This is a genomic window from Nonomuraea sp. SBT364 (assembly GCF_001083785.1).
Taxonomy (GTDB): Bacteria; Actinomycetota; Actinomycetes; order Streptosporangiales; family Streptosporangiaceae; genus Nonomuraea.
Genome location: NZ_LAVL01000011.1, coordinates 34,306 through 58,775, shown reverse-complemented (window position 1 = coordinate 58,775; position 24,470 = coordinate 34,306). Strand labels below are relative to the sequence as shown.

The 24,470-nt window shown below is 69.6% G+C and carries 20 protein-coding genes; 7 read left to right on the top strand and 13 right to left on the bottom strand.

Features of this window, described 5'->3' with window-relative positions:
* Positions 1–11: 11 nt before the first annotated feature.
* The 6 genes from ADY59_RS08020 to ADY59_RS07995 all read right to left on the bottom strand — a co-directional run bounded on the left by ADY59_RS08020 (position 12) and on the right by ADY59_RS07995 (position 6,240).
* Complete coding sequence (locus tag ADY59_RS08020; protein ID WP_049559639.1) at positions 12–716, bottom strand: ABC transporter ATP-binding protein; 705 nt, start codon at positions 714–716, stop codon at positions 12–14.
* Entirely contained in the window at positions 713–1,645 is a 933-nt protein-coding gene (locus tag ADY59_RS08015) for an ABC transporter ATP-binding protein (protein WP_049559637.1), read from the bottom strand. Before ADY59_RS08015 ends, ADY59_RS08020 begins: the two co-directional genes overlap by 4 nt.
* 102 nt (positions 1,646–1,747) lie before the next feature.
* Complete coding sequence (locus ADY59_RS08010) at positions 1,748–3,109, bottom strand: GH1 family beta-glucosidase (RefSeq protein WP_049559635.1); 1,362 nt, start codon at positions 3,107–3,109, stop codon at positions 1,748–1,750.
* Complete coding sequence (locus ADY59_RS08005; RefSeq protein ID WP_049559633.1) at positions 3,106–3,957, bottom strand: carbohydrate ABC transporter permease; 852 nt, start codon at positions 3,955–3,957, stop codon at positions 3,106–3,108. The genes ADY59_RS08010 and ADY59_RS08005 overlap by 4 nt, the downstream gene beginning before the upstream one ends.
* Position 3,958: 1 nt before the next feature.
* Positions 3,959–4,885, bottom strand: a complete 927-nt coding sequence (locus tag ADY59_RS08000; RefSeq protein ID WP_049559630.1) for a carbohydrate ABC transporter permease — start codon at positions 4,883–4,885, stop codon at positions 3,959–3,961.
* Between the two features lie 77 nt (positions 4,886–4,962).
* Positions 4,963–6,240: an ABC transporter substrate-binding protein gene (locus ADY59_RS07995; protein WP_231618595.1), complete on the bottom strand. Its 1,278-nt coding sequence runs from the start codon at positions 6,238–6,240 to the stop codon at positions 4,963–4,965.
* A 251-nt stretch (positions 6,241–6,491) separates the two neighbouring features.
* Between ADY59_RS07995 and ADY59_RS07990 the strand changes: the two genes are divergently transcribed.
* Positions 6,492–7,496 carry a LacI family DNA-binding transcriptional regulator gene (locus ADY59_RS07990; RefSeq protein WP_049559627.1) on the top strand — a complete coding sequence of 335 codons (1,005 nt, stop codon included), beginning with the start codon at positions 6,492–6,494 and terminating at the stop codon, positions 7,494–7,496.
* 261 nt (positions 7,497–7,757) lie between these two features.
* On the opposite strand, the gene ADY59_RS07985 is transcribed toward ADY59_RS07990, so the two are convergent.
* The 3 genes from ADY59_RS07985 to ADY59_RS07975 all read right to left on the bottom strand — a co-directional run bounded on the left by ADY59_RS07985 (position 7,758) and on the right by ADY59_RS07975 (position 10,461).
* Positions 7,758–8,585 (bottom strand): alpha/beta fold hydrolase, encoded by an 828-nt coding sequence (locus ADY59_RS07985; RefSeq protein ID WP_049559760.1) that lies wholly within the window; start codon positions 8,583–8,585, stop codon positions 7,758–7,760.
* A 249-nt stretch (positions 8,586–8,834) separates the two neighbouring features.
* The gene (locus ADY59_RS07980; RefSeq protein WP_049559624.1) at positions 8,835–9,311 is read right to left on the bottom strand and encodes a hypothetical protein; all 477 of its coding nucleotides are present in this window, start codon (positions 9,309–9,311) and stop codon (positions 8,835–8,837) included.
* A 10-nt stretch (positions 9,312–9,321) separates the two neighbouring features.
* Positions 9,322–10,461 (bottom strand): amidase domain-containing protein, encoded by a 1,140-nt coding sequence (locus ADY59_RS07975; protein ID WP_049559619.1) that lies wholly within the window; start codon positions 10,459–10,461, stop codon positions 9,322–9,324.
* 1,212 nt (positions 10,462–11,673) lie between these two features.
* Between ADY59_RS07975 and ADY59_RS07970 the strand changes: the two genes are divergently transcribed.
* Positions 11,674–12,540, top strand: coding sequence for an SCO6745 family protein (locus tag ADY59_RS07970; protein WP_049559616.1), 867 nt, complete (start codon positions 11,674–11,676; stop codon positions 12,538–12,540).
* Between the two features lie 136 nt (positions 12,541–12,676).
* Here the strand turns inward: ADY59_RS07970 and ADY59_RS07965 are convergent, their stop codons facing one another.
* On the bottom strand, positions 12,677–13,435 hold the full coding sequence (locus ADY59_RS07965) for an SDR family NAD(P)-dependent oxidoreductase (RefSeq protein ID WP_049559614.1): 759 nt from the start codon (positions 13,433–13,435) through the stop codon (positions 12,677–12,679).
* A gap of 225 nt (positions 13,436–13,660) precedes the next feature.
* Here ADY59_RS07965 and ADY59_RS07960 point away from each other — a divergent pair, with 225 nt between their 5' ends.
* The 5 genes from ADY59_RS07960 (at position 13,661) to ADY59_RS07935 (ending at position 21,435) form a co-directional block, all read left to right on the top strand.
* Positions 13,661–14,665: a LacI family DNA-binding transcriptional regulator gene (locus ADY59_RS07960; RefSeq protein WP_053174530.1), complete on the top strand. Its 1,005-nt coding sequence runs from the start codon at positions 13,661–13,663 to the stop codon at positions 14,663–14,665.
* A gap of 161 nt (positions 14,666–14,826) precedes the next feature.
* Entirely contained in the window at positions 14,827–16,050 is a 1,224-nt protein-coding gene (locus tag ADY59_RS07955; RefSeq protein WP_197093489.1) for an MFS transporter, read from the top strand.
* Positions 16,051–16,062: 12 nt separating this feature from the next.
* Positions 16,063–18,468 carry an alpha-L-rhamnosidase gene (locus tag ADY59_RS07950; RefSeq protein ID WP_049559610.1) on the top strand — a complete coding sequence of 802 codons (2,406 nt, stop codon included), beginning with the start codon at positions 16,063–16,065 and terminating at the stop codon, positions 18,466–18,468.
* Positions 18,465–20,609: a glycoside hydrolase family 3 C-terminal domain-containing protein gene (locus ADY59_RS07945; protein ID WP_049559607.1), complete on the top strand. Its 2,145-nt coding sequence runs from the start codon at positions 18,465–18,467 to the stop codon at positions 20,607–20,609. Before ADY59_RS07950 ends, ADY59_RS07945 begins: the two co-directional genes overlap by 4 nt.
* 268 nt (positions 20,610–20,877) lie before the next feature.
* Positions 20,878–21,435: a DinB family protein gene (locus ADY59_RS07935; RefSeq protein WP_049559605.1), complete on the top strand. Its 558-nt coding sequence runs from the start codon at positions 20,878–20,880 to the stop codon at positions 21,433–21,435.
* A gap of 152 nt (positions 21,436–21,587) precedes the next feature.
* On the opposite strand, the gene ADY59_RS07930 is transcribed toward ADY59_RS07935, so the two are convergent.
* The 3 genes from ADY59_RS07930 to ADY59_RS07920 form a co-directional block, all read right to left on the bottom strand.
* Positions 21,588–22,841, bottom strand: a complete 1,254-nt coding sequence (locus tag ADY59_RS07930) for a hypothetical protein (RefSeq protein WP_049559602.1) — start codon at positions 22,839–22,841, stop codon at positions 21,588–21,590.
* Positions 22,842–23,023: 182 nt separating this feature from the next.
* Positions 23,024–23,734 carry a hypothetical protein gene (locus ADY59_RS07925; protein ID WP_049559600.1) on the bottom strand — a complete coding sequence of 237 codons (711 nt, stop codon included), beginning with the start codon at positions 23,732–23,734 and terminating at the stop codon, positions 23,024–23,026.
* Positions 23,731–24,459, bottom strand: a complete 729-nt coding sequence (locus ADY59_RS07920; protein ID WP_049559597.1) for a hypothetical protein — start codon at positions 24,457–24,459, stop codon at positions 23,731–23,733. Before ADY59_RS07920 ends, ADY59_RS07925 begins: the two co-directional genes overlap by 4 nt.
* Positions 24,460–24,470 lie beyond the last annotated feature (11 nt).

The window sequence follows — 24,470 nt, the reverse complement described above, 5'->3', positions numbered from 1 at the left end:
GCTCTTACTGATCACGAATCGCCCCGGCCGTCCGAGCGCCCGCCGAGCTGCCCGTCGTTGATGCGGATCACTCGATCCGCCAGCGCGAGCATCGTCGGATCATGCGTGGAGACCAGCGCCGTCACCCCCTCGGACTCCACCACCCCGCGCAGCAGCGCCATCACCGACAGACCGGTCTCGGCGTCCAACTGCCCGGTCGGCTCGTCCGCGATCAGCAGCCGGGGCGAGGCGGCCAGCGCCCGGGCGATCGCCACCCGCTGCTGCTGCCCGCCGGACAGCTCACCGGGAAGCTGTTCGGCATGGGCGGCCAGTCCGACCAGCTCCAGCAGCAGTGCGACCCGCCGCTCACGCTCCACCGGCGGCATGCGGGCCAGCCGCAGCGGGGCACCCACGTTCTCCGCGGCCGACAGCACCGGGATCAGGCCGAAGGTCTGGAAGACGTAGGAGACCTTCGCCCGCCTCAGCAGGGACAGGCCGTCCTCGTCGAGGGCGGTGACATCCGTTCCGTCGACGAGGACCGTACCGGAGTCCGGGCGGTCCAGGCCGCCGATGATGTTGAGCAGCGTGGTCTTGCCGGAGCCGGACCGCCCGACGAGAGCGGTCATGGTGCCGGCCGCGAGCTCGAACGTCACGTCACGCAACGCGTGCACGGCGGTCGCCCCGCTGCCGTAGCGACGATGAACGCCACGTACGCTGACCAGCGGTCCGCCGTTCATCCGGCCTCGCCGCCGTCGGGACGGATCGCCACGTGATCGGCCTCCAGCACCAGCCGGACCCGTCGCGTCAACGCCAGCGCCTCCCGGTAGTCGCGCGGAACCTGAATCCGCCCCGCCCGGTCCATCACCGCGTATTCCTCGGCGATCACCCGCGGGTCGCCGTCGTCTCCGGTGGCGGTACGCCGCAACACCTCGCTGCTCGTACGCCCGTCGCGAATCGCCACCGTCCGCTCCACCTGCCCGCTGACCGCGGGATCGTGGGTCACGATGACGACGGTGACGCCCAGCCGCCGGTTGACCTCCCGCAACAGCCCGAACACCGCGGCCGACGTGGCGCTGTCCAGCTCTCCGGTCGGCTCGTCGGCCAGCAACACCCTGGGCTCGTTGGCCAGGGCCACCGCGATGGCCACCCGCATCTGCTGCCCGCCGGACATCTGCGCGGGCCGCCGCTCGGCGCATTCGGCGATGCCGAGCAGGTCCAGCAACTCGGCGGCCCGCCCGCGGCGGACCCCGCCGGGAGTGCGGGCCGCCGTCATCGGCAGGTCGACCATCTGCCGCGCGGTCAGGTACGGGATGAGGTTGGCGGCCGTCTGCTGGCGTACGAGTCCCACGGTGTGCCGCCGATACCGGACACGATCGGCCCGCGACATGTCCAGCAGATTCCACCGATCGACCCGCACCCGCCCGGCGGTGGGAGCGTCGACCCCGGCCAGGATGGACAACAACGTCGACTTCCCCGACCCGGACGCCCCGACGACGGCCACCATCTCGCCGCTGTCCACGACCAGGTCCAGCCCCTGCAGCGCCTGCACCTCGACCGACCCGGACTGGTAGATCCGCACCAGGCTCTCGCACACGATCAGCGCGTCCCGCCCGAACTCCGGCACCTTCGCAGGAGGCTGCGGCAGCGACAAGGGCGTGATGGACATCCCCCTCCTCAACCCCGGCACCGCTCTGATGTGTGGCCAGACTCTATAGTCCCGGCAAACCGCACCCCAAGCACCTTTCGCACTGGCCGGTTGCGAGGATCCTCATCCCTGGTTCCCGATGAACTCGCGCAGCCAGTGGAAGCTCGCCTTCTCGGTACGGGCCTGGGTTTCGTAGTCGACGTGGACGAGCCCGAACCGGGCGGCGTACCCGCGGGCCCACTCGAAGTTGTCCAGCAGGGACCAGCAGAAGTAGCCGCGCACATCCACGCCGTCGCTCATCGCGGCGCGGATGGCGGCCAGGTGGTCGCGCAGGAAGTCGACGCGGCCGGTGTCGTCGAGAGTCCCGTCATCGCCGTAGCCGTTCTCGGTGATGAAGATCGGCGGGAGCGCCGGGTAGCGCCGGGCCAGGCCGAGGAGGGTCTGGTGGAGCCCGTGCGGCTCCATCGGCCAGCCCAGCCCGCTGGTCGGCGCGCCGTCCGGGGTGAGGCTGCGCACCCCGAGGTCGAAGGCGGAGCGCAACGCGGGATCCGCCTGCTCGTACGGCGCCGCGGCGGCGTGGATGCGGTAGTAGTAGTTGACTCCCAGGAAGTCCAGCGGGGCGGCGATGAGCTCCAGGTCGCCGTCGCGGCGGAAGGAGAAGTCGCTGATCGCGCCGAAGGTCTCCACCATGTCGGAGGCGTAGACGCCGAGCAGCAGCGGGTCGGTGAACTGGCGGTTGACCAGCAGGTCCATCTTGCGTGCGGCGTCGGCGTCGGCCTCCGAGCCGGTCGCGGGCACCGTGGGCGACATGTTGAGCGTGATGCCGACCTGCTGCCCCGGCCGCGCCCGTGCCCGCAGCCTGGCCGCCGCGAGGCCGTGTGCCACCAGTAGGTGGTGGGCGGCGGCCAACGCCCCGTGACCCTCGCGGGCGCCGGGCGCGTGACGGCCTTCGGCGTAGCCGACGATGGACGAGCAGTACGGCTCGTTCAGCGTGGTCCACCGTGACACCGTGTCGCCCAGCGCCTCGTACGCGACCTCCGCGTAGTCGGCGAAACGCTCGGCGGTGTCGCGGTCGCGCCAGCCGCCGCAGTCCTCCAGCGCCTGGGGCAGGTCCCAGTGGTAGAGGGTGACGTACGGCTCGATGCCGCGCTCGCGCAGGGTGTCGGCGAGCCGCCGGTAGAAGTCGAGGCCGCGCTGGTTCACCCGGCCGTCGCCCTCGGGCATGATCCTGGGCCAGGCCAGCGAGAAGCGGTAGGCGCCGGCGCCGAGCCGGTCCATCAGCTCCACGTCCTCCTGCCAGCGGTGGTAGTGGTCGCAGGCGGGCTCGCCGCTGTGGCCCATGGCCACCGCGCCGGGGACGCGGCAGAACGTGTCCCAGATCGAGGGCCCGCGCCCGTCAGCGTCCACGGCGCCCTCGATCTGGTACGCGGCGGTGGCCGTCCCCCACACGAACCCGGGAGGAAAGGCCGGATGTTCCTGGGTCATCCCTTGATCGCTCCTGACATGATTCCCCCAATGATCTGACGGCCCAGCGCGGCGAAGACCGCCACGATCGGCACGATGGCGAGCACGGTGCCGGTGAGCACGAGCGCGTAGTCGGTGGTGTAGCCGCTGGCCAGGCTGGACAGGGCGACCTGTACGGTCGGGTTCTCCGGTGTGAGGACGACCAGCGGCCAGAAGAAGTCGTTCCAGGCGTGCATGAAGGTGAACAGGCCGAGCACGGCGGCGGCCGGGCGGGCGGCGGGCAGCACCACGTGCCAGAACAGCCGGATCGTGCTGCACCCGTCGATGCGACCGGCCTCCAGCAGCTCGTCGGGGATGGCGCCGGAAAGGAACTGGGTCATGAGGAACACGCCGAAGGCGGTGACGAGACCGGGCACGATCACCGCCTCGAGCCTGCCGGTCCAGCCGAACTCCGCCATGAGGATGTACAGCGGGATGATGCCGAGCTGCTGCGGCACGGTAGTGGTGGCGATGGCCAGGAGGAGCAGTACGTTGCGCCCGCGGAAGCGCAGCTTGGCGAAGGCGAAGCCGGCCAACGTGGAGAACAGCACGACCGAGATGGTGACCGAGCCTGACACGAGGACGGAGTTGAGCATCGCCTGGGCGAACGGGGTGGTGTCGAAGACCCGGGCGATGTTCTCGAACAGGTGGCCGCCGGGGGCGAGGACCGGCGGCACGCTGGCGATGGCGTCGTTGTCATGGGAGGCCACGATCATCGACCAGTAGATGGGGAACAGCGAGCCGAGCAGCACGGCGACGAGTGCGGCGTAGGTCCAGAACCCCGCACCCCGGGGGTTCATACGGCGGCGGAGCGCGGTGACGGCTGTCATGTCAGCTGCTCCTGATCCTGCGCGTGATGGCGAAGTTGACGAGCGCCACGACCACGATGATCATGCAGAGGGTCCAGGCGATCGCCGAGGCGTAGCCGAACTCGTACATGCTGAAGCCCTGTTCGTAGAGGTAGAGGCCGACGGTCTGGAACTGGCGGTCCGAGCCGCCGGTCGGGTTGCCGGTGCCGGCCTGGAACAGCAGCGGCTCGGCGATGATCTGGAAGCCGCCGATGGTGGACACGACGGTGGTGAAGATGATCGTGGGGCGGAGCATCGGAACGGTGATCTTCCGGAACTGGGTGAACTGGCTCGCCCCGTCCAGCCGGGCCGCCTCGTACAGGTGCTCGGGGATGGTCTGCATGGCGGCCAGGTAGATGAGGGCGTTGTAGCCGGTCCACCGCCAGATGACGATCATCGAGATCGCGACGTGCGAGGAGAGCGTGCCTGCCTGCCAGTCGACGGCCTCCAGGCCCACCAGTTCGAGGGCCCAGTTGACCATGCCGAAGTCACGGCCGAAGAGCTGGGCGAAGATGATCGTGACCGCGACGATCGAGGTCACGTTGGGCAGCAGCACGCCCATGCGGAACAGCGTGCGGGCGCGCAACCTGCGATTGAGCATGTGCGCGACGAACAGCGCGGCCAGCAACTGCGGCACGGTGGACAGCAGCCAGATGCTGACGGTGTTGAACAGCGCGTTCCAGAAGTAGTCGTCGGTCAGCAGTTCGGCGTAGTTGGCCAGCCCCACCCATCCGCGGTCCGGGTCCAGCAGGTTCCAGTCGGTGAGCGAGACGTACCCGGTGTACAGCAGCGGGAACATGCCCAGTACGCCGAACAGCAGGAAGAACGGGGCGATGTAGAGGTACGGCGAGCCCTTGACGTCGAGCTGGTAGGCCCAGCGGCGCCGGGGCCCTGATCGGATGGAGGTCATGGTCGGCTCCTCGGGGGAAGGGGCGACGGCGGGCCCTGACCGCCCGTCGTCGCCCGGCTCTCACGGGTCGATGCGCGTCACTTGCTGATGCGCTCGACGTCCCCGAGCATCTGCGTCCACGCCTCGGCGGCGTCCTGCTTGCCCTCCTCCACGCGGTTGATCGCGTCGCGGATGGCGGTCTGGATGTCGCCGGCCCTCGGGCCCTGGTACTGCGGCTTGAGGTTGCGGGCGGCGGTGGTGAAGATCTGCCCGATCGGCGCGTTGTTGAAGAACTCGTGCTTGAGCCCGGTGACCTCGGGCCTGTCGTACGTGGCGAGGGTGGAGGGCAGGATGCCGTGCTTGGTGAACACCTCGATCTGCTGTTCAGGCGCCGTCAGCCAGGCGATCAGCTCCACGGCCTCCTTCACGTGCTTGCCCTGGGCGGGGACGGTCAGGTAGGAGCCGCCCCAGTTGCCGCCGCCACCGGGGATGGCGGCCACGTCCCACTGCCCGGCGAAGGCCTTGGCCTGGTCCTGGATCTTGGCGAGCATCCAGGCGGGGCAGGCGATGGTGGCGAACTGACTCTTGGCGAAACCGGTGTTCCAGGCGGGCGAGCTGCCGACGAGCTTGGCCGACTCACCGTCGGCCACGGCCTTGAGCACCTGGTCGTAGGCGGAGCGGACGGCCGGGTTGGTGGCGACCACGACCTTGTCCTGGGTGTCGTAGTAGCCGGTCTCGGCCTGGCCGATCATCGCGTTGAACACCTGGGGGGCGCCGTCGAAGAACGCGGCGCCTTCGGGCTTCTTGGCGGTGTAGCGCTTGCCGGTCTCGAAGTAGGACGTCCAGTCGGGCCAGAGCTTGGAGACCTCGTCACGGTCGGTGGGCAGCCCGGCCTTCTCGAACAGGTCGCGGCGGTAGCACATGGCCAGGCCGCCGACGTCGGTGCCGTAGCCGATCTGAGCCCCCGACGCGGCCAGCGACGCCTCCCACTTCCATGGCAGCCAGCGGTCCTTGAGCTGGTCGGCGCCGTGCTGGCGCAGGTCGGTGAAGTGCTGGGGCCGGCTTCTGAACTGGGCCACGAAACCCGTGTCGATCCCCTCGATGTCGGCGGCGCCGCTTCCGGTGGCCAGGTGCGCGGCGAGGTTGCGGTGGTGGTCGTTGTACGCCGACGTCCTCTCGACGATCTTGATGTTGGGGTGGGCGGCCTCGTACTTGGCGTAGAGCTCCTTGAAGCCCATGTTCCCGAACAGGTTGAGGGTTAAGGTGATCTTGCCCTCGGCCGGCGTCGGGCCGGTGGAGGCGGAGCCGCCGCAACCGGCGGCGAGCATGCTCACGGCCAGCACTCCGGCGGCGAGGCGGATTCGTCCAGCAGACACCTGGAACTCCTTCGAAGGGAGAGGAAGGGTGGCTGCGAGATGCGATGACAAGGCCCAGCCCCGCGGCAACGGTCCGGCGTCGGCCTGTCAGTGACTTATCCCACAGAACGCCTCCAGTCGCTGTCAAGTCACAGAAGCATCACGCCTCGAAAGTGCGCGCCGACGGGTTGACATGGTCCGGGCTTTCTCATAACTTCCATGCAACCGGTTACATGAAACCGGTTTCAGCGAGATGGCGATAGCGTACGTCCGTGGCAACGATTCGAGAGCTGGCGCGCCTCTGCGGGGTGTCGCCGGCCACTGTCTCCCGCGTGTTCAACAACCCCGAGGTGGTGAACGCTCAGACCCGCGAGCTCATTCTCAGCACCGCGACACGCATCGGATATCTGCCCAACGAGTCGGCCCGCACCCTGGCCACCAAGAGATCCCGCATGGTCGGCCTGGTCTGGGACACCGACCACCGCCGCCCCGGCTGGCGGCACCCGTTCTTCCAAGAGATCCTCATCGGGCTGAAGACCGCGCTGAGCGAGCGCGGCTACCACCTGCTCATGCTCGCCACCAGCGAGGACAGCACGCCCAACAGCTATCTTCGTGCCGTACGCAGGCACAACCTCGACGGCGTGGTCTTCATAGACAACGGCAGGGCAGACCCCTCGCTCGAGCCGCTGGCGGGATCGGAGGTGCCGTGCGTCTCCCTCGACCGGCCCGTCGAGGGACCGTGGACCACCTACGTGACTTCCGACAACGTGGGCGGGGCGCGCGAGGCGGTCCGCCACCTGCACGCGACCGGGCGCCGGGCCATCGCCACCATCACCGGCCCGGTCCGCACCAGGCCAGGCGCGGAGCGGCTGCGCGGCTACCTGGAGGAGCTGGCCGCGCTCGGCCTGGCGCACCGGCCGGAGCTGGTTGTCGAGGGCGACTTCTACCTGTCCGGTGGTCATACCGGGATGCGCACCCTGCTGGAGCTGGAGAAGCGGCCGGACGCGGTGTTCGTCGCGGGCGACGAGATGGCGATCGGCGCGCTGCGGGCCGTGACGGAGGCGGGACTGAAGGTGCCCGAGGACATCGCGCTGGTCGGATTCGACGACATCGAGCTGGCCGCGCTGGTGCCGCCGGGGCTGACGACGCTGGCCCAGGACAAGGCGGGCTTCGGTACGGCGGCGGCCGCGGCCGTCATCACGATGATCAACGAAGGCGTCACCCCTCCGCCGCGGATCCTGCCCACCCCGCTGGTCGTCCGCGGCTCCACCGGGTAGGCCACCACGAAGGTGTTGGCCTAGCCCATCCCGGGCGCGCCGGCCAGCGCGTGAGCCTCCCCCGCCCTCCTGACACTTGACGGCGGATTTCTGCCGGTCTGAGGCGAACCAGGCCGCTCGGGCTTTCGGGGCAGTCGCGGCGGTGACGCCCAGGCAGGCGCGGGCGAGAGCAGGGTGACGGACGGGTAGACGATCATGGAGATGTCCACCCACGCCTGGTCAGACGGCATTCCGGCAGGCGACACACGGCCGGTCCAGGCATCAGGGATCACGGGTCGTCTTCGGCCCCGCCGCCGTGAAGTCCAGCAGCAGTTCGCCGATCGTCTCGGGTGCTTCCAGCATGGGCAGGTGCCCGACACCGGGTAGCAACTCGACCCGCGCGCCCGGCACCGCGTCGTATCGGTGTGCCGACGACGGCTCCCAACGGGGATCGGCGGCACCGAAGATCACCTGCACGGGGAGCCCGAGGGCGGCGAGCCGCTCGGGCACGCTCCGTTCGGCGATGTACGCGGTGTTCTGGCGCAGCACCGTCCTCATCACGCGGTAGGTGATGCCCCGTACATCGGCGACCACGTCGTCCGGGAGATCCACGGGGCGAACGGCCGTCGCGCTGATCCCCTTGCGGATCAGCGCATCCGAACGCCTCGGCCAGATGAGCGGGCCCAGCGGCGGGGCCAGCAGCACCCGAAGGATGAACGGCTGCCGGAGGAGCGCATCAAGACTCGGGCCACTACTGATCAACGCGAGCGAACCCACGAGGTCAGGACGTTGCTCGGCCAGCGCGGTGGCAACGTAGCCACCGCTGGAGTGCCCGGCCACGGCGACCTGACGAAGCCCGAGATCGTCCAGCAGCGCCGCCACCTGACCCGCCTGCGCGGGCACGTCGTACGACGGCGCGGGCGGGGACTGGCCGCACCCCGGGAGGTCGACCCGGATGACGTGATGGTGACCGGCCAGCGCCGGGACCACCGGACCCCAGAAACCGCCCGAGGCCCCCGACCCGTGGATGAGCAACAACGGCGGCGCCTGCCGAGGGCCGTCATGGACCACGTGCATCCCATGCGAACGTTCAAGGTCGTATTGACTCATGCCAGGACTATGCACGCGCGCCCGGCCGCCGGTCTTGGACAAATGTTCCCGCGCAGTCGAAGGCCGACCGTCCGCCACCACTATCTGGAACGGGGTTGCCATACGTTGGCGGTCATCGGGAAACCGCGATCGGCGGCCATGGGGTGCAGGTCCCGGCAGACCTGCGTACCGGACCGCGCTCTGCCGCGAGATCCTGACTCCCGGCGTGGCCAGCGGCCGAGATCCCGCGCGGCCTGCGGCCAGAGCCGTTCACCGGACACGCCCGGAAATCAGCATCGCAGGGCGAGCCGTCGAGGCCGGGGTCTTCGCCGGATGGGGATGCTCCCCCAGGGCTACATACCAGCGCCGCTCCTGGCGAGTGAGCACCAGGGTCTCGCGATAGCGGCCAGAGGTGCCGCGTCCCACGAGCCGGGCGGTCGCCACCTCCGGCGAGATCTCCTGGCTGATGTCGACATTCTCCAGCCGGATCCGCCGGCCGCCGTACGCCTCCAGCCGCCGCCGGATGTCGGCTGCCGGGTCGTTCCCGGTCGGAGCCAGCAGAGCGAGCCCGTCCGCGTCATTCTGGTTCAGCCCGAGCACGTAGGCGTTCACCGCGGCCCGGGGACTGCCGGCGCCTCCGGGCGCCTCCGCGATGCCGCATCCGAGCAGCTGCGCGCATCCGGCGAAGGCCAGAACCCAGGCCGAAACCAAGGCCGGCCTCCACCGGATGTTGGAGATGATGCTCATGTCTGCCGTGTCACGTCCGATGTGCGTAGAACCATGCGTCGGGGGTCGCCGCGATGATGCTGCTCAGCCTCTTATTGCGAGTATTGGTGCTGTGGTAGGTCATGTACAGCTCGTCGGCTGTCTGTCCTGCACCGTCGCGGCCGGTGACGAACATGGAGTGGCTGATGTTGTCGTTCCGGTCGAAGTCGATCTGCAGAACGTCGCTGACGCCCATTTCCCAGATGTAGTCGAGGGCTTCTGTCCTGCCGGAGTTGAAGGGGGAGGCGAACCAGTACCAGTTTTCGGCCGCCGCCCAGGTGTAGGTGGTGGTCCAGGTCCCTTCGTACCCGTAGTACCACTGGTCGGGGAGGGTCCGGTTCTCACCCGGCCAGGACCCGGTCTCCGCCCAGCCTCCGGCCTTGACTATCTGCGATATGAAGTTGGTGCAGTCGCCGCCTTCACCGCCGTAGGTTCGGTAGTTCGGGTTGTAGTTGTCCCAGTACTGCAGGGCGTATCTCGTCATTGCGCCGTAGTCGTAGGCGAGCGTGGAGTTACCGGGAGCACGATAGGTGGGCGACGATTTGTCGGGCACCGCGCCCTGGGAGGTCGTCCGCGGCCGGGATGTGCTGCTGATCTTCTTACTGGATGGAGCGGCTTCCGATACGGCTTCCGGCTTGCTCGGGTACGCGTCGGGAGCGAGGTCTCCCACGTGAATGTCCGGCGCGTCATGACTGAGCACCCACTGGCTTCCGACCAGGTTGTACGTCAATGTGTGACGTAGCTGGTATTCCTCGGCGTCCGGACTGCCCGGCGTCGTGCGGGCGTAGAACAACGTGGTGTGCTCGGTCAGCTGGACCGTCGCGGTCTTCCCGCTGGTCGATATCTTCGTGTCGGAGACGGTGACCTGGCCCCGGCTGTGTCCGCCGTTGGCCGATCTCAGCTTCTCGCGGCGCACGTCGATCGCCGCGGAGTCGGCCCGGAGCGCGTCTTGGAACTGCGCGGTCGCCGGCACCGCATCGAGTGCGACGCCCCGCGAGCCACCGGTCAGCCGGTCGACTCGCGATTGAAGGTAAATCCGTGCATCGGTTTCGAGGTCCGCGGTCGAACCGTGTGCCGCGACCGAATATGCCGGCGTGCTGATTGCCATCAAACAGGCGGTGACCCCCGCCACCCATAAGCGCCTTTTCCCTGATCGCAAAGCATCTCCCGTCAGGCGTGACGACTGTTACAATAAAACTCCTTGATCGCCCCGTCAGAATCCCTTGCGGCGGGAGATCCGTCAAGGCCGATTCTGACCGGAACCGCAATGCTGCATGTCAAGCTCCGGCATTAGCCCCTATCCGCTGCAGGCCGTACCGCAGGGCATAAATGACACATCATGTCAATGGCCGAGAATCGATGGCTGCTCAAGTTTGCGCTAACAACACTCAGTCACGAATCGTTACCGAACGCCCACCTGGCGCCAGAAACTGCACCCTCCGAAGAAGGCAGGATTTCATTGAGATCTTTGATGACCCGGGCGGGCGTGGTGACTGCGGCCGGCATCGGCGAACCTTCCTGCCAGGTGTGTCGGCGCTCCCCCGTGGACGGCCTCGATCGTCCAAATGAAGACTTCGTCATCAAGCAGATCACGCCCCGCCCCGCGGAACTTCACGGGCGATTCCCGCCACTGAACGAGCTCGTGGGTTGCGCCGACGGAAAGCCTCACTTTGCACGTAAAGCAGGTTGGCGTCGCTTTCGAAGTGATGGAAAGCATCTTGGCAAGGCCGCACATCGTCTATTCAGGACTGCTCGGCGGTTGCTCGTTACGGCACATAATGGTGACGGTCAAGAACCGTGGTTGTTCGGTGATTGCTCGCGTGTACGCGCCGCAGCCCGACAGGCGGCGACACCGGCCGACACAATGGCGGGAAGTATCCCGGCCACAGCCATACAAATCAACATGCAGCGGCACCGCATAATCCGCGGGTAGTGGGTTCAAGTCCCACCCGCCCTACCAGACCGACCTGCCGCTTCACGCGGATCTGCAGTCGCGCCTTTTGATCGTGAGTCACGCCTCCCGGGCCTTACGACCTCCCGGCTGACCGCCCGCACCGGGACGTAGGTGCCGGCGGTCAGCGCGATGCCGGCATGCCCCAGCGTGCGCTCCGGCATCTTCAACTCCGTCCCCGCCGCCAGAAGCCAAGGTCGCAGCTCCATGCCGCAGTTCGGGCGAATCGCACCGGCTGCTTCCAGAAGATCAAGGTCTGGCGACGATCATGTGGTTGATCCTCCTCACCTCAACCACATGACCTGAGCTCCGAACAGTTCCCCCTCTGGGACCACATGTTCCGTTCTTCCGGAAAGATGGACAACCTACCAACCGGTCGGTACTTTCGCCTGCATGACGCCGGAACACCGCACTTGGCGGATGATGGAGCCGTTGCACGGCATGATCTACTTCTCCCCGGAGGCGGATGCCGCTTACCGGCAGCTCGGACTTACCGGCCGAATGGGATACTTCGCATCCCGGGCGGCCGCACTCGGCCCGGTTCCCGCGGAGGCGGTGATCGCCACCTTCTACAATTTCAATCCGCAGGTGGTACGTCAGGCGATACCGGCCGCATGGCACATCTCCTCCCCCGCCGACATCCTGGACGCCCGGCTGAGCGCAGTCGATGCGACACTGCGCCGCGTGCTCGGCGACGTGGTTGATTCGCCGGAGATGTCCCGCGCCGCCGCGCTGGCCCAGGAGGCGGCCCAAGCGATCTCAGGCGAGTTGAGCGGACGGCCTCTGTATGCCGCTCACCTGTCACTGCCCTGGCCCACCGCTCCACATTTGGTTCTCTGGCATGCCCAGACCTTGCTGCGCGAGTTTCGCGGTGACGGTCATCTGGCCGCCCTGCTGGCAGCCGAGCTCAGCGGAATCGAAGCCCTCGTCTCCCACGCCGCCACCGGTGCCGTCCCGGCCGAGACACTCCGGGTCACACGCGGCTGGACCGAGACCGACTGGGCGGCCGCCGTGAACAGGCTGGAGGAACGCGGCTGGCTCCGTAACGGCTCGCTGACCGTGCGGGGCCGCAGGGAGCGTGAGGGGATCGAGGAGGCGACCGACCGGATGAGCAGGGCCCCCTACGCCGCGCTCGGCGACGATCGCTGTCAGGAACTGTGCTCCTTGGTGCGCCCCTGGAGCAAACACGTGGTGGCCGAGCTGATGCCCTGGGCCGCGGCCCGCAACTCCGAGGCTCCCGGAACACCACGAACGGGCTGATCGTGGGCCGGGCCTGTGGGCGGTGGACATGCCCGCCGCCGACAACGACGGTGTCCGCCGAAGCGGAGCAAGCTCACCCGGGCGATCCGGTGCCGCCCGGTCCTTTCCCGCCGTCATCGACGCCGACGTACGGCGCTCACTGATGGGCGCCGCCGTCGACGCGGATCTCGGTGCCGGTGATGAACGAGCCGTCGTCCGAGACGAGCATCGCCACCACGCCCGCGACCTTCTCGGGCCCCGGGATGCCACCCGGGAGCGCGGGCGTGAGCTTGAGGAACAGGTCCCAGTCGGTGTCCTCGGGGACGAGACGGCCGATGCTGTCGGTGATGCCGCTGCTGATGCCGCCGGGGACGACGTTCACCGCGCGCAGCCCTTGCTTGGCGTACTCCTGGGCGATGCTGTGGGTGAAGGAGAAGATGCCGCCCTTGCTGGCCGAGTAGGCGGCCATGTACGGGTGGGCGAAGAACGCGGCGGTGGAGCTGAAGTTCACCACCACTCCCCTGCCGCCGGCCAGCAGGTACGGCAGGGCGGCGCGGGTCATCAGGAAGGTCCCGGTCAGGTTGGTGCCGATGACGCGGTTCCACAGCTCCAGCGAGCATTCGTGGGTGTGCGCGCCACGCAGGATCGCCGCCGCGTTGACCAGGGCGTCCAGGCCGCCCAACGCCGTGGCGGCGCGGGTCACGAGCGAGTTCACCGACTCCTCGTCGGCGATGTCGGCGGTGGCGACCGTGAGCCGGTCCGTGCCGGCCGCCTCCAGCGTCTCCTGCAGCCCGGCCTCGGAGACGTCCGCCGCCACGACCCGGGCGCCCTCGGCGAGCAGCCGCAAGGTCGTCGCCCGGGCGATGCCCGAGGCGGCTCCGGTGATCAGAATCCTCCGGTCGGCGAGCCGTTCCACTTACATGACCTCCTCGAACGATGCGGGACCGCCGGACGCGGCGGTCCCGTCGACCACCCGCCCTGCCACGGCCCGCGGGATGAACGCCGCCGTACGCTCCACGGCCCCGGCGGCCTCAGGCAGCGGCGGTCCCCGATGGAGGCGAACACCCGGAACTATCACGTGTAAGCTGCCGACGGGCAGACGCTAGCATCGGGACGGCACGACGGCAACAAGGGACAGGGGATGGCGGAGGAGAAGAAGAGGACCACGCGCCGAATCACCAGCGTGGACGTCGCGCGGGAGGCCGGGCTCTCGCGCGCCACGGTCAGCTTCGTGCTGAACGACACGCCCGGCCAGTCCATCCCCGAGGCCACCCGGCAGCGTGTGCTCCAGGCGGCCGAGCGGCTCGGCTACACCCCCTACGCCCCGGCGCGCACGCTGCGCAGCGGGCGCAGCGATGTGGCGGTGTTCGTGCTGCCCGACTGGCCGCAGGGGCCCACGATGGCCGCGTTCGTCGAGCGGGCCGCCCAGGTGCTGTCACGGGCCGGGCTCACCCTGGTGACCCATGTGCACACCGGTGACGAACAGGGGCTGGCACGCCTGTGGACCGCGCTCACTCCGGCGGCGGTGTTCGGCATGCGGCCGTTCACCTCCGGAGAGCTGGCAGGAATGCGCAGGGCGGGCATCTCCGCCGTCCTGCCCGCGGCCGAGGAGCCGGGCTCCGACGTGAGCACGACGCTGTGGGCCAGGGGTGTCGGGCGCCTGCAGGCCGAGCATCTGATCGGCAAGGGGCACACGCGCCTGGCGTACGCGCTGAGCGACGAGCCCCGCCTCGCGGCCCTGGGACGGGGGCGGTCGGAGGGAGCGGCGCAGGCGTGTGCGCAAGCGGGGCTCGCGGCCCCGACCGTGACCACGATCGCGCTGGACACCGAGGTCACGGCCCGGGTGGTGGAAGGCTGGCGAGGCGACGTGAGCGCCGTGTGCGCCTACAACGACGAGGTAGCCCTGGCGATCCTGGCGGGCATGCGCACGCTGGGCCTGTCCGCGCCCGCCGATCTGGCCGTCATCGGCGCCGACGACATCCCCGGCGGCCGCTTCGCCGCGCCGCCGCTGACGACCGTCGCGCAGAACAGCGGCGAGCTCGGCATACGCATCGCCGAGGCCCTGCTGAGGACGCTGGAGGGCCAGGCGCCGGACCTGAATCTGCTTCCGGGCGACATCCAGATCGTCGAACGCGCCTCCGCCTGAGCCAGCCGGTTCAACGGCCGAGATAATCGCGCCCAATACTTGCACGTGTTAGTAACGTGTCATTAGCATCCGGGACACATCACACCCTCCTCTCCCTCCGTGGGGTCCTCATGAGCCTGCATCCAGGCGGCAACGCACCCGCAACCCCCGCTCTGCCCAGAGTGAGCTCCCAATACATCGGGCTGATGGTCCTGGGCCAGTTCGGGGTCTTCATGGCCTTCATCACGCCGCTGGCCATCTCCCTGTCGATACGCGTCGACCAGCTCGCCCCGGGCAACGAGCAGTACCTCGGCTACATCACCGGCGTCGGCGCCCTGGTGCCGCTGCTGACCGGGCCGCTGGTGGGCACCTGGAGCGACCGCACCCGCTCCCGGATGGGCCGCCGCCGTCCGTTCATGATCGGCGGCATGCTGCTCGGCACGGTCTCCCTGGTGGTGATGGCGCTGGCACCGAGCGTCGTCCTGCTGGGGCTCGGCTGGGTGCTGGCCCAGATGGGCTGGGGCACCGCGCTGGGCGGCCTGATGAACTCCCAGGCCGACCGGCTGCCGGAGGAGCAGCGCGGCAAGGTCGCCGGGCTGGCCGGCTTCGCCACGCTGATCGCGCCCGTGGTGGGCGTGGTGCTGGCCGGGGCGCTCGCGGGTGACGCGCTGCTGCTGTTCCTCGTCCCGGGCGCGGTCGGCGTGCTGTCGGTGCTGCTGTTCGTCTGGCTGGCCGGCGAGGCCGACAGCCGTGACCTGCCGCCCGGCGAGCCGCTGACCGTCCGGTCGCTGCTGCTGAAGTACACCTGGAACGTTCGGCGTTTCCCGGACTTCTCGTGGAACTGGCTGGGCCGCTTCGCCTTCTACTTCGGACTCACTCTGAACACCACGTTCACGGCCTTCTTCTTCGCCTCGCGGCTGGAGGTCACCCTTGAGCAGGTCGCGGGTACCCTCGCGGCCATCTCGGGTCTCGGCGTGCTGGCCACGGCCGGCGGCGCGCTGGGCGGTGGTTTCCTGTCGGACAAGCTGCGCCGCCGCCGCGTCTTCGTCCTCGTCGCCGGCGCCGTCTACGCGCTGGGCACGGTCACGATGGCGCTGTCGTCGAGCGCGCCGCCGCTGTTCGCGGGGTCGATCATCTGCTCGGTCGGGCTGGGCCTGTTCTCCGCCGTGGACCAGGCGCTGGCCCTGGACGTGCTGCCCGAGCGGGCCACCGACGCGGGCCGCTACCTGGGCGTCTTCGGCTTCGCGACCTCGGTGCCGCAGTCCGCCGCCCCGTTCGTCGCGCCCGTGTTCCTCGCCGTCGGCGCGAGCGGCGCGCAGCAGAACTACACACTGCTCTACCTGGTCGCCGCCGCCTGCACGCTGCTCGGCGGCCTGATCGTCCTTCGCATCAAATCCGTCCGCTGAGGAGCCCGTTCCATGTCGTTCGTCACAGCGCCGTTCGCGGCCCAGGCACCGTACTTCCGGCGCGAGTTCACCGCGGACCAGCCGCCCGGGCGGGCCGTGCTCCGGGTGAGCGGGCTCGGCATCGTGGAGCCCTACCTGAACGGGACCCGCGTCGGAGACGAGGTGCTGGCCCCCGGCTGGACTTCCTACCGGCACCGCGTGCAGGTCAGCGCCTACGATGTGACCGCACTGATCAAGGCGGGCGGCAACGCCCTCGGCGCGATCGTCGGCGAGGGCTGGGCGTCCGGACGCCTCGGCTTCGAGGGCAAGGACCGCCACTACACCGATCGGCCCGCTCTTTACATGCGGTTGGAGCTCACGTACGGCCCCCGCACCGAGGTCATCGTCACCGACGAGCAGTGGACCGCGGGCACCGGGGCGGTGCTGGCGGCGAGCCTGTACGACGGCGAGACCTACGACGCCCGCCTGGAGCCGGAGCGCTGGCAGCTGCCCGGCTTCCCCGGCGACTGGCTGCCGGTCGAACCGCTCGGCTGGAGCCTCGACACCCTCGTTCCCACGGTCGCGGACCCCATCCGCCGGATCGAGGAGCTCGCTCCCGTCTCGCTGGAGACCAGGGGCGCCAGGACGATCGTCGACTTCGGGCAGATCCTCACCGGCTGGGTCAAGGTCCGGACCACCGGTGAGGCCGGGCAGAGTGTGACGATCCGCCATGCCGAACTCCTGAAAAACGGTGAACTCGACGTCGAGACCCTGCGCTCGGCCAAGGCCACCGACACCTACGTCCACGCGGGCGGCACCGCCGTGTGGGAGCCCCGGTTCACCTTCCACGGCTTCCGGTACGCCGAGATCGACGGCCCCTTCGACGAGGTCGCAGCCGTCGTGGTACACAGCGACATGCGCCGCACAGGCTGGCTGGACACCTCCCACGAGCCGCTCGACCGCCTGCACGCCAACGCCGTCCGGTCGATGCGCGGCAACTTCGTCGGCGTGCCCACCGACTGCCCGCAGCGCGACGAGCGCCTGGGCTGGACCGGCGACCTCAACGCCTTCGCCCCCACCGCCGCCTTCCTCTACGACGTGCGCGCCGTCCTCGGCTCCTGGCTGGAGGATCTGGCCGCCGAGCAGCGCGAGAAGGGTTACGTGCCCTGGGTCGTGCCGGACGTGCTGTCCGCCCCGTCCTCTCCCACCGCGTTGTGGAGCGACGTGGCGGTCGGCCTGCCCTGGGCGCTCTACCAGGAGTACGGCGACACCGGCATCCTGCGCCGCGGCTACGACTCCATGGCGAGCTTCGTCCGCGACGTGGAGACCCGGCTCGACGAGAACGGCCTGTGGAGCAGCGGCTTCCAGTTCGGCGACTGGCTCGACCCCGACGCGCCGCCGGACAACCCCGCGGGCGGCAAGACCGACCGGCACCTGGTCGCCGCCGCCTACCTGGCCAGGACCACCCGCGAGATGGCTGACACCGCCGGCATCCTCGGCAAGGGCGACGACGTCGCGCATTTCCGGGCGCTGGCCGACAAGGTCCGTGCCGCCTTCCGCGCCGAGTACGTCACCGCCCACGGCCGCGTCGCCGGCGAGAGCGCCACCGCCTACGCCCTGGCCATCTGCTTCGGCCTGCTCGACCCCGCGCAGGAGGTGAAAGCAGGAAAGAGGCTGGCCGAGCTGGTCGCGAAGACCGGCTACAAGATCTCCACAGGCTTCGCCGGCACCCCGCTCCTCCTGCCTGCTCTCAGCAGGACCGGTCACCTGACCGAGGCCTATCTGCTGCTGATGGAGACCGGCTGCCCGAGCTTCCTCTACCCGGTCAGCATGGGCGCGAGCACCATCTGGGAGCGCTGGGACGCGATCCTGCCCGACGGCACGCTCAACTCCACCGGCATGACCTCGCTCAATCACTACGCGCTGGGCGCGGTGTGCGACTGGCTGCACAAGACCGTCGGCGGCCTGTCCCCTCTGGAGCCCGGCTACCGCCGCATGCTGATCGCCCCCAGGCCCGGCGGAGGTCTCACCCACGCCACGCTCCGCCACTGGACCGTCCACGGCGACGTCCGCGTCACCTGGCGCATCGGCGAGCGGTTCGTCCTGGAGGTGACCATCCCGGACGGCACCCACGCCGTGGTCGGCCTGCCCGATGGCGAGACGGCCGAGATCTCCGGCGGCAGCCACACCTTCACCTGCGAACCGCCTCGGTCGTACGGCTCGCGCGAGCCGTACTCGATGGACACCTCCCTGAAGACCTTGGCGGCGGACCCGGCCGTGTGGCGAGAGCTGACCGAGGTGTTCGCCAAGCACCTTCCCGGCATCCCCATCGACGGCAACGCCCCCGAAGCCGCCGCCTTCTCACTCAACACCGTCCTCGAGTTCATCCCCGGCGCCTCCGACGAGCTGCGCGACGACCTGAAGGAAGCCATCGCATGAACCTGCAGGACAAGGCCTCCCTGCTGTCCGGCCGGGACTTCTGGAGCACCGAACCCGTCGGCGGCGTGCGCTCTGCCGTACTGAGCGACGGCCCGCACGGCGTACGCAGGCAGAAGGCGCAGGCCGACCACGTCGGCATCCACGAGAGCCTGCCCGCCACCTGCTTCCCGCCCGCGGTGGCGGTCGGCTCCAGCTGGGACCCCTCGGTCGCCGGCCGCCTGGCCGCCGCCGTGGCCACCGAAGCCCGCGCGCTCGACGTTCAGGTGAACCTGGGACCGGGGGTGAACATCAAGCGCTCGCCCTTGTGCGGGCGCAACTTCGAGTACTACTCCGAAGACCCCCTGCTGACCGGAGTCCTGGCGACGGCGCACGTCAAGGCGCTCCAGGCCGAAGGGGTGGGCGCGTCGGTCAAGCACTTCGCCGCCAACAACCAGGAGAGCGGCCGGATGCGCATCAGCGCCGAGATCGACGAGCGCACCCTGCGGGAGATCTACCTGCCCGCCTTCGAACGCGTCGTCAAGCAAGCCGGACCGGCCACCGTCATGGCCGCCTACAACAAGATCAACGGCGTCTATGCCAGCCAGCATCCGTGGCTGCTCACCCAGGTGCTACGCGACGAATGGGGTTTCGACGGCGTTGTCGTCTCCGACTGGGGCGCCGTCAACGACCGGGTCGCCGCGCTGAAGGCCGGGCTGGACCTGGAGATGCCCGGCAATCCCGCCAATGACGCCAAGATCGTGCAGGCCGTGCTGTCCGGCGAGCTCGACGAGGCGGACGTGGACCGCAGCGTCTCCCGCGTCCGGACCATGACCGAGCGGTGGCGGCCCGAGGCCGCCGCCTTCGACGCCGATGCCCATCACGCGCTGGCCCGTGAACTGGCCGGCGAGTGCGCCGTCCTGCTGAAGAACTCCCACGACGTGCTTCCCGTCGAGGCCGACGTCCGCACCATCGCCGTGGTCGGCCCCTTCGCCACCTCGCCGCGCTATCAGGGCGGCGGCAGCTCCCACATCACCCCCACGCGCGTCGACATCCCCCTTGAAGAGATCAGGAAGCTCGCCGGAGACCGGGTCATCACCACCGACCCGGACGGCGCCGACCTGGCGATCGTCTTCACCGGGCCGGCCGACGCCGACGAGTCCGAGGGCTACGACCGGGCCTCGCTCGACCTGCCGGCCGAGCAGATCGAGCTGATCCTGGCCACCGCACGAGCCGCGCGCCGTACGGTCGTGGTGCTGTCCAACGGCGGGGTGGTGTCGCTGGAGGGCTGGCACGACGAGGTCGACGCGATCCTGGAGGGCTGGCTGCTCGGTCAGGCGGGCGGGGGCGCCATCGCCGACCTGCTGTTCGGCGTCACCGCGCCCTCGGGGCGGCTGGCTGAGACCATCCCGCTGCGCCTGCAGGACACGGCCAGCTACCTGAACTTCCCCGGGGAACAGGACCACGTCCGGTACGGCGAGGGCGTCATGATCGGCTACCGCTACCACGAGAGCGCGGAGCGGCCGGTCCGCTACCCCTTCGGCCACGGGCTCACCTACACCCGGTTCGAGGTCGGCGATCTGAAGGTGGCGGCCACCGGTGATGACACCGCGCACGTCTCGGTCGTCGTCACCAACACCGGCGAGCGATACGGCAAGCACGTCGTCCAGCTCTACGTCGCCACTCAGGCCGGGCCCGTCCGGCGCCCGGTTCGAGAGCTGCGCGCGTTCACCAAGGTCGCACTCGAACCTGGCCGGTCCTCGACGGTGGCGTTCGACCTGGACGCACGGGCCTTCGCCTATTGGGACGTCGCCCAGGGCCGCTGGCTCGTGGCCCCCGGCGACTACGCCATCCAGATCGGCGAGAACGCCTCGGCGATCGTCGCCGAGGAGATCCTCAAGCTCGCCGGCGAGGTGATCGCCCGCGAGCTGTCGCTGGATTCCAGCGTCGGCGAATGGTTCGGCCACCCCGTAGTGGGGCCGGTTCTCATGCGGCACATCGCCGCCACCATGACCGAGGAGCAGCAGGCCGTGGCAGCCGAGCACGAGGACCTGCTCAAGATGATCGAGTCGCTGCCGATGCACCAGTTCCTCAGCCCGTTGGGAGTGCGACTCCCGGACGAGGCCGTGCGGGACATGATCGAGCTGAGCCGGACCCATCAGTGAACGCGCATCTCCGGCGACCGGCCGCCGCGGGGCCGCGGCCATCGGCATGGTCGTGCCGGTTGAGCGCCTCGCCTACGCCCGGCCGGACGGCCGGCGGGGCGTCGAAGCGGGTGGGATCACCCTTCTGCCCGGCCTGTCCGGCGCCGACATCCGGCACACGAAGACGATCGACGTGCCCGAGCTCGTCCTCGATCAGCATGGTTCCGGGCCGTGCCCCTCGCTCACCCTTGGGACGCAGCCGAATCTCCGATGTCTGTAGTGTGCCGAAATGACAAGAAGCGAGCGGATCGCGGACCAGTTGGACCGGCACTGGCACAAGAACCTGCGGCCGCGGCTGCACGGTCTTGCCGATGAGGAGTACTTCTGGGAGCCGGTGCGCGGCTGCTGGAGCATCCGCCCACGTGGCACGTCGGCCGCACCGATGCCGGCAGGTTCGGGGGAATGGACGATGGACTTCGCGTCCCCTGACCCGGTGCCGGCGCCGGTGACCACGATCGCCTGGCGGCTGGCGCACGTCATCGTCTCCTGCCTGGGCTATCGGGTCGGATGGCACTTCGGTGGCCAGGACGTCGACTCCCGGACGTTCGCCTACGCGGGGACCGCCGACGAGGCGCTGAAGCAGCTAGATGAGATGTACGGGAGATGGAACGCGGGGGTCCGGGAGCTCTCGGACGCCGACCTGGAGAGTCCGCCCGCGGTGGGTCCCGAGCGGTTTCCCATGGAGGGCATCGTCCTGCACGTCAACAAGGAGCTGATCCATCACGGCGCCGAGATCTCCCTGCTGCGCGACCTCTACCGCTGGCAGGACGTCCCGGGCCGAATCTGACTTTCCGATGATCGGCGGGGTTGGGCACGGCCCGGACCGGCGCCGCGGGCCCGCTTGCCGGTTCGATCGCCGACCCGGGCCAGTGCCGGCGGCACCACCCGGCCCCGCGACGCGTCCGGCTCCGGACAGCCGGACGCGAAGCCGAGGAGACGTCAGGAGATGGTGAGCGTGCCGTTCGCGTTACGGGCGCACGTGACGGTAGCGCGGGGCGCCGCGGCGAAGGCGCCGGCCAGGCACTGGCCGAGGACCGTGTGGCCCGCGGCGTTGGGGTGCCACGACTCCTGGCAGGTCTGGAAGTAGGTGACGCAGGTGTTCGCCGCCCGCTGGATACCGATCTTGTCCCAGCCGGACAGGCTGGTGACGAACGTGCCGGACGGCCCGTCCTGTACCCGGACCGGCGTCGCGAGCGCACCCGCCGGGCTGCCGGGGTTCTCGCAGAGCCTGGCCCCGTCGAAAGCCTGCTGGACGTCCAGTACGCGCAGGTCGGCCGCCGGGCGTTCGGCTGCCAGCGTGTGATGCGCGTTCTTGACCAGAGAGCCGAGGTTTTGGGAGAACGCGTGCCCCGGGGCGAGGCTCGCACGGTGGATCGGGCACCCGGCGGCGTAGCGCTCGGCGCCGAGGGCGCGGAACTTGTCGCGGGTGTCGGTGCGGCCGTCCTCGTCGTGGTACTGCGGGGCGACGTCGGGCGGCAGCGGGTTGGTGTAGGTCTGCAGAACCACCTGGTGGACGCCGTCGGCGTCGACCTGGGCGAGGGTGTCGAGGATCTGGCGCAGGGCCGCGGTGGTCTCGGTGGTGGCGGCGGCGACCTCGGTGTCGGTGGCCAGGTCCGAGGCGGTGCAGGGCTTCTGCGGCACCTCGCCCTTCAGATAGGCCCAGAACTCCCACCAGCCTGTCCAGGCGTCGGCGATGAAGCGGTTGGCGCACAGCGTGGCCACGTCGCCGAAGGTGAACTGGGTGTTGTTGGAGCCGAGACCGACGAGGACGACGTCGATGTCGTGCGTCTGGGCGACGGCGCGCAGCTGATCGAGTTGCGAGGCGACGACGCGGCCCTCGGGCCGGGCGCTCGCGGGGGTGGCGATGTCGGCGGGCTGGGCGCCGGAGCAGGCGAGGTTGAAGCGCTGCTGGATGCCCGGGAGCGACGCCGTGAACACCGAGGCGTTCGCCGACCGGTGACAGAAGTAGGCGTTGCTGTTGGCCGCCGACCAGCCGGGGAAGGCCTGTGCCGTACCGGAGGCGTCGACGACGGGCTGGTAGGCCCCCGCGCCCTCCCCGCTGACGAAGCTGTCGCCGAGCGCGACGGCGGCGGTGGGCAGAGCCGCCTGCGCCGGTCCGCCCTGCACGACCTGGATGCCCGCCGCGCTCACCAGGAGCATGACAGCCGCGGCGGCACGCTGGAGGAACCCCATAACCACCTTATTTCCTACTAAATAAGTACGAAATATGCATGTGTGGATCACAACACGCCGCACCGACGGCGTCAACACGCTCGCCCCGGCGAGAGCATCCTCACCTGGCCCGGGTCCGGGACGCGGCAATGGTCCTCGGTTCGCGGGCCCCGGTCCCGGAGCCCCTTCCTCCCGGCAGGGTGTCAGTTCAGATGCTTGGCGATCTGGATCGGGGCGGGCATGTTCGCCAAGCCGGACAGATCTGCCGGAAGCATGGCGAGGACGACGCGGTCCGCGGAGAGCACGTCCAGGACGAGGACGTCGATGGCGGGCTCCTTCTTGGCGATCAGCGTCGCGTGGTCGCCGCGCTGCAGGGACTGGGTGGCTCCGGCCGGGACGGAGACGACGGTCGCCACCCGCCCCTTCAGGGTGATCGCCGCTCCGCCGGGCGCGCGGGGGGACAGGCTGGGGCCGAGCAGGGCCGGATGGAGCCTGCCGTACGCCGGGATCTTCCGCAACGTGTAGCGTCCCGGCAGGTCGCCGGGGTCGCCGCGCAGGTCGGCGGCGGTCAGCTGGTGGTAGGCGGGCAGTTCACGGGCGGCCAGCGGCGGGTCGTCACGGGTGGCGGTGAGCAGCGCGGCCACGACCCCGAGGAACAACGTCCAGCCGAGCACCGCGAAGGACAGGCGGCTGCCCAGCGTGAGGTCCGCGATGACCGGCGGATCCGGGAAGGCTCCGGCGCGCCGGGCTGCGCGCCGGACTGCGCGTCGGGCGACGGCAACCGCCTCGGGCATGCACGCCACCTGGGCCGGGATTCTGCTGCCCCTGACCGGCCCCAACAGCGTGGTCAGGTCACGCGCCCAGCCGAGGTCCGCCGGCTGGACGCGGACGGCACGCCGCGGCTGTCCGCTCACAGCATCGCCTGCTCGATGATGTCCCCCGCGTACACGAAATCAACGTGGTGCGACGGGGCGCCGTCGGCCGGCCGAGGCGCCCAGGAGACCGCGGCGTGGACATCGCATCGTTCCCCTTCCAGCAGCCCCGGCAGTTCCCAGATCACGTGGCGGTGACCGGAGCTGTACGTGACGAAAGGGATGTCAGGGTCCGGCTCCAGCAGTTCCGCCCATCGGCGCGGCAGCAACCGCCCCATCGTGGCCTCATGATGGAGAAAGTTCTCATTCCACCCGCCGAACGTCAGCTCGATGTCACGGTCGCCGACGTCGAGCGCGCACAGCCCGTACCCGGCGTCAGGCCGGATCGTGACGCCGGCGGGAAGGGTGTCATGACCCACGCTCATCCGCAGACCGCTCACCTCCGCCTGCGCGGTGACCCGCCACACCATCCCCCAGCACGCCGTGACGGGGCGCGGGGTCCAACGGGGTGTCACCGGCGAGACCAGTACCTCGACAACCGCCTCCGGCAGCGACCAGGCGCCGATCCTGCCGCGCGGCAGTTCCCAGCACCGGTCGGGGACCGATGCGAGCTGCCGGTGGCCGATGGTCATCGCCGGCAGCAGATCGCCGAAGGGGCCGGCGACGACCAAGGCATGCGGAGCGAGCCGCTTCAGGTCATGAGCGGGGAAGAAAGTCCGGTGATCTTTCATCGCCTCAATGTCCCAATATGACCGGCCGTCATACAAGCGGATTCCTC